Here is a 5,045-nt window from a genome sequence, read left to right on the forward strand (position 1 = left end):
GGCCTCGTCGAAGTGCAGCGTGTCGACGTAGCCATCGAGCATCTTCTTGATGGTCTCGGTGTTGTAGATGACGCCGTCGTAGGTGGACTGCGTGAGCGTCATCACCCGGGGCTTGACGGTGTCGGCGTCGACGTGCTTGAGCAGCGGGTTGTTGCGGATCTTCTCGCGGATGGCCGCCGGCTCGAACTCGCTTTGCGGGATCGGGCCGATGATGCCGAAGTGGTTGCGCGTGGGCTTCATGAACACCGGGATCGAGCCGGTCATGATGATCGCGTGCAGGATCGACTTGTGGCAGTTGCGGTCGACCACCACCACGTCGTCCGGCGCCACGGTGTGGTGCCACACCATCTTGTTGCTGGTGCTGGTGCCGTTGGTGACGAAAAAGCAGTGGTCGGCGTTGAAGATCCGCGCCGCGTTGCGCTCGCTGGCCGCCACCGGGCCGGTGTGGTCCAGCAGCTGGCCCAGCTCCTCCACCGCGTTGCAGACGTCGGCGCGCAGCATGTTCTCGCCAAAGAACTGGTGGAACATCTGGCCCACCGGGCTCTTGAGGAAGGCGACGCCGCCCGAGTGGCCGGGGCAGTGCCAGGAGTAGGAGCCGTCCTCGGCGTAGTCGAGCAGCGCCTTGAAGAACGGCGGCTGCACCCCCTCCAGGTAGCTCTTGGCTTCCCGGATGATGTGGCGCGCCACGAACTCCGGCGTGTCCTCGAACATGTGGATGAAGCCGTGCAACTCGCGCAGGATGTCGTTGGGGATGTGGCGCGAGGTCTTGGTCTCGCCGTACACGTAGATCGGGACTTCCAGGTTCTTGCGCCGCACCTCCTCGATGAACTTGCGCAGGTTCAGCACCGCCGGGTCGAGGTCGGGGCCGGGCGAGAACTCCTCGTCGTCGATCGACAGGATGAAGGCGCTGGCGCGCGACTGTTGCTGGGCGAACTGGGAGAGGTCGCCGTAGCCGGTGACACCCAGCACTTCGAAGCCCTCGGACTCGATGGCCTGGGCCAGCGCACGAATGCCCAAACCGGAGGTGTTCTCCGAGCGGTAGTCTTCGTCGATGATGACGATGGGGAAGCGGAACTTCATCAGGGGCGTCCAGGCGAAAAAGGCAGTGAGGGGCGAAGTGTATGAAATCCCGCGGCCGCGCACGCGCAGCGGCCGGAATTCACGCGCATTTGGCCGGCCGGCGCCCAACGGGGGCAGCGACCGGCGGCTTCGTGCCGGCTCAGAAGTGGTAGCGCAGCCCCAAGGCGAGGAAGTTCGAGCCGACACGGCGCGGCGCCACCAGCCCGTAGGCGCCGGAGCGGTGGTGCACGCGAGTGACGACCGAGAAATCGTCGGCGCCGCGGATCTTCCATTCCAGGTCGAAGGTCAACAGCAGCTGGGTGCGGTAGCGACGCTGCGGGTCCGAAGCGGGGCCGTCCTCGTACGAAGGCTTGCCGAAGGCGTGCGACATGCCCACGCCCAGCGCGGCATTCACGCCGACGGGACCGACGAACAGCCAAGGGGTCATCAGCTTGCCGACGGCTCCGGCCTCCATGTTGTCCTGCAGGCCGCGGTGCTTGACGACGATGCCTTCGTAGCCATATCCAAGGGCGCCCAGCGGCGTGTCGCGCAGCAGCGTGATGCCGTCGCCCAGCTGTCCCAGCTGCTTGCTCAGGCCCAGGCCGGTAAAGTAGGTGCGGTCCCAATCCACCTCTGCACTCGGCACGGCCCTGGGCAGCTCGCGCAGGTTGTGGTCCGCCCCGCGGCCTCCGTACAGGGTGATGGTGTCGAACACCGTGTCGGAGCGTGGGCTCCTGGCCTGGGCCGGCAAGGCCGCCGCAGCCGACAACAGGGTGAGAAAAACGGGCGCCAGGGCTTGCGCAGGGTGCATGGAAAGTCGGGTGTGCGATCGGACAGGCAAAGCAGATTCTGGTCGTGGCCGCGGCCATCGGGTGGCGCCGCAGCCGCTGCCTGCTTGCTTCGATGTCGAATTGAACCACAATGCGCGCAAAGAGGGACTTATGACGGAATCGACGATCTGGTGGCTCCTGGCCGGCGCTGCCGTGGGCATCGAGCTGGTGACTGGCACTTTCTACCTGCTGATGCTGGCCATCGGACTGGCGGCGGGCGCCATCGCGGCGCACCTGGGCCTGGGCGTGCCCGCCCAGCTGGTGGCTGCGGCCATCGTCGGCGGCGGGGCCACCGCGGCCTGGCACCTGGCGCGCAAGCGCCGGCCGCCGCAGGCCCGCGCCGAAGCCAACCCCGACGTCAATCTGGATGTTGGCGAAACCGTGCACGTTCTTGGCTGGGGCCCCGACCATACGGCCACGGTGCGTTACCGTGGCGCCAACTGGACGGTCGTGCCTTATGGCTCGACCTCCGAAGGCCCGGGCAACTACCGGGTGCGTGAAGTCACCGGCAGCCGTCTGGTGGTCGAGAAAGTCTGAGGAGAAAACAAAGCATGGAAATCGCAATCATCCTGTTCGTCATCGCCGGCATCTTCGTGGTGCGCGCCTTTCGGGTCGTGCCGCAGCAGAACGCCTGGGTGGTGGAACGGCTGGGCAAGTACAACACCACGCTCACCCCGGGCCTGAGCATCCTGGTGCCCTTCGTCGACAAGGTGGCCTACAAGCACAGCCTCAAGGAAATCCCGCTCGACGTGCCCAGCCAGGTCTGCATCACCCGCGACAACACGCAACTGACCGTGGATGGGATCCTCTACTTCCAGGTGACCGACCCGATGCGCGCCAGCTACGGCGCGTCCAACTACATCATCGCCATCACCCAGCTGGCGCAGACCACGCTGCGCAGCGTGATCGGCAAGATGGAGCTGGACAAGACCTTCGAGGAACGCGACATCATCAACTTGCAGGTGGTGCAAGCCATCGACGAGGCCGCACTGAACTGGGGAGTGAAGGTGCTGCGCTACGAGATCAAGGACCTGACGCCGCCCGAAGCCATCCTGCGCGCCATGCAGTCGCAGATCACGGCTGAGCGCGAAAAGCGCGCCCTGATCGCCGCCTCGGAGGGCCGTCGCCAAGAGCAGATCAACATCGCCACCGGCGAGCGCGAGGCGTTCATCGCCCGATCCGAGGGCGAAAAGCAGGCCGAGATCAACAAGGCCCAGGGCGAGGCCTCCGCCATCATCGCAGTGGCCGAAGCCACCGCCTCCGCCATCCGCCAGGTCGCCGAAGCCATCCGCCAGCCCGGCGGCGAGCAGGCAGTGCAGCTGAAGGTGGCCGAGCGCGCGGTCGACGCCTACGGCAAGGTGGCGCAGGACGCGACCACCACGCTGATCGTGCCGAGCAACATGACCGAAGTGTCGGCGCTGATCGCGTCGGCGATGCGCATGATGCAGGCCGGGCGCCCTGCGGCCTGAGCTGCAGTCGCCCTTGAGCAGGCGGGCCCGCGCCCGCCCGGCCTCAGTTGCCCCGGCAGCAGCCGGCGCAGCAAGCCACCCAGGCTCGCGCGAAAGCGCGTGCCGTGCAGGCAGATGCCCCCGCCAGCCCGGCCAGGCGAGCAGTGTGTCGAAGAAACGCCGCCGGCCTGCGGCGTTGCCGGGGATTGGCACTTCAGTCGTGCGCTGTACCGTCATGGGTGTGGTTCGTGTAATCTGCGGCGACCGACAGCCACTTCAACACAAGGTGTCTCCCATGGAATCCCTGCTGGGCATCTCGAATCTCTGGTTTACGCTTTGTGCCGCCGTCTTCGGCATCGTGCTGCTGATCGCCTGGATCATCTTGCCCTTCGCGTTGATCGGCACCAGGGGCATCCTTCACGACATCCTGGCCGAGTCAAAGAGGCAGACCGCCATCCTTCAGGCCTTCAAGGACGGCCAGCCCCCGCCCTGACCCAGTCGCCCCCTGCATCGCATTGAGCGCCGCCTGCTCCATGGCATGGATGGCGTCGAATGCAAAAAGCCCGATAAACGTAAGTCATTGATTGACTCACCTTTATCGGGCTTCGCAATATTGGCGGATCACACTTTCCGCCCAACGCCTAGGTTTCGCGCGGCTTCCGGACCGTTCGAATAGAAATCCCAACAAAGCACCCAACCATGACCTCTGTTCCGGCTCACGGAACAGGCGGGCAAAAGAAGCCGGCGCAGAGCGCCCCCAGCCGGCGCCGAAGAAAGCCTGCGTCGTGCCGTGGCTTGACCTCTGCCGTATTACACGTAAACTCATTTACTGGCAAAATATTGCTACCGTTGATCGCCTAGCTGGACTTTTCGGACATCAACGGCCCGGAACGTGGTCGAACATAGAAGGCGCACCCATGAAGAGCATGTCCAAATTGACCGTCGCACGTCTGATTCTGTCCGGCGCGATCGTTGGTGTCGCGCTCGGAAACCTGTTGGGCGTGCAGCTCCCGCCGGATCTCATGGCAAGCCTGGGCATCACCGCCCCGGGTGAAGTGGTCCGGCGCCGTGGGCGCCACCGTGGCCGCTGTCGCCTTCAAAGTCGCGCACATTCTCTGATGCTGTTCGGTGCCGATGGCAATGCCATCGACATGGCAACCATTGGAGCGGGCCTCCTTGCCGTCGCGGTAGGCCTGATTCGGGCCTGGCTCAAGGAACGCCGCTTCTCCTACGACCGCAGCAAGACCATCGTCGACTTCCTCAACGGATCGACGGTAGTGCCCTTTGCTGTGCTTCTAGCCTCCCCGTTCTGGAAGTTCCTCGCCACCGAGATCATGGCGGCCAAGATCTCCTTGGGGCTCGCTGGCGGCGTCGGCCTTTTGTTCCTGATCGGCGAGATCTTCAAGAAGCCCTGAGGCGGCGGAGGCCAGTGACGCGCCGCTAGTGGCCCGGCCTCGACGCGCTCATCAAGTCTCAAGGCCCTAGCCGCAGTCGAGGCGGTTCAGCGCTTCCGGCACCGCAACGCCTGGGGCACGTCTTGCAAGCGGCCAAGATGGCGACTCACCCACAAGGTGCGCCAGAACACCGCGCATCAATGCAATGTCGCCGGCTGCACCGGGCAGCGAGTGTCCATCAGCCCCTTCTGCGCCAGGCACGATGGCGCTGTGTGTCGCGTTGTGGGCGGCGGTCGAATCGATCGCACCCAAGA

The 5,045-nt window shown here is 65.1% G+C and carries 7 protein-coding genes; 4 read left to right on the top strand and 3 right to left on the bottom strand.

All coding sequences use genetic code 11. The features are described 5' to 3' along the window. A partial coding sequence (locus JWP65_RS18135; protein WP_299766267.1) for an Orn/Lys/Arg decarboxylase N-terminal domain-containing protein occupies nucleotides 1-1,080 on the bottom strand: 1,080 nt, incomplete at its 3' end. Nucleotides 1,081-1,219: 139 nt separating this feature from the next. Beyond that, nucleotides 1,220-1,870, bottom strand: coding sequence for a hypothetical protein (locus JWP65_RS18140; protein ID WP_299766269.1), 651 nt, complete (start codon nucleotides 1,868-1,870; stop codon nucleotides 1,220-1,222). 130 nt (nucleotides 1,871-2,000) lie between these two features. On the opposite strand from JWP65_RS18140, the gene JWP65_RS18145 reads away from it, so the two are divergent. The 4 genes from JWP65_RS18145 to JWP65_RS18160 all read left to right on the top strand — a co-directional run bounded on the left by JWP65_RS18145 (nucleotide 2,001) and on the right by JWP65_RS18160 (nucleotide 4,752). Continuing rightward, nucleotides 2,001-2,426, top strand: coding sequence for an NfeD family protein (locus tag JWP65_RS18145; protein WP_299766271.1), 426 nt, complete (start codon nucleotides 2,001-2,003; stop codon nucleotides 2,424-2,426). Nucleotides 2,427-2,440: 14 nt separating this feature from the next. After that, nucleotides 2,441-3,358 (top strand): SPFH domain-containing protein, encoded by a 918-nt coding sequence (locus JWP65_RS18150; RefSeq protein ID WP_299766274.1) that lies wholly within the window; start codon nucleotides 2,441-2,443, stop codon nucleotides 3,356-3,358. A 274-nt stretch (nucleotides 3,359-3,632) separates the two neighbouring features. After that, nucleotides 3,633-3,830, top strand: coding sequence for a hypothetical protein (locus JWP65_RS18155; protein ID WP_299766276.1), 198 nt, complete (start codon nucleotides 3,633-3,635; stop codon nucleotides 3,828-3,830). Between the two features lie 424 nt (nucleotides 3,831-4,254). Then, a complete protein-coding gene (locus JWP65_RS18160; RefSeq protein WP_299766278.1) occupies nucleotides 4,255-4,752 on the top strand; it encodes a hypothetical protein in 498 nt (165 codons plus the stop codon). A gap of 66 nt (nucleotides 4,753-4,818) precedes the next feature. On the opposite strand, the gene JWP65_RS18165 is transcribed toward JWP65_RS18160, so the two are convergent. Next, a partial coding sequence (locus tag JWP65_RS18165) for a hypothetical protein (protein WP_299766281.1) occupies nucleotides 4,819-5,045 on the bottom strand: 227 nt, incomplete at its 5' end.

It is taken from the genome of Ramlibacter sp. (genome assembly GCF_028292805.1).
Taxonomy (GTDB): Bacteria; Pseudomonadota; Gammaproteobacteria; order Burkholderiales; family Burkholderiaceae_C; genus Ramlibacter.

Bases quoted from the DNA above. Each gene is read 5' to 3' on its own strand.
- JWP65_RS18145 (WP_299766271.1), top strand. From the start codon at position 2,001: ATGACGGAATCGACGATCTGGTGGCTCCTGGCCGGCGCTGCCGTGGGC.
- JWP65_RS18140 (WP_299766269.1), bottom strand. From the start codon at position 1,870: ATGCACCCTGCGCAAGCCCTGGCGCCCGTTTTTCTCACCCTGTTGTCG.
- JWP65_RS18155 (WP_299766276.1), top strand. From the start codon at position 3,633: ATGGAATCCCTGCTGGGCATCTCGAATCTCTGGTTTACGCTTTGTGCC.
- JWP65_RS18150 (WP_299766274.1), top strand. From the start codon at position 2,441: ATGGAAATCGCAATCATCCTGTTCGTCATCGCCGGCATCTTCGTGGTG.
- JWP65_RS18160 (WP_299766278.1), top strand. From the start codon at position 4,255: ATGAAGAGCATGTCCAAATTGACCGTCGCACGTCTGATTCTGTCCGGC.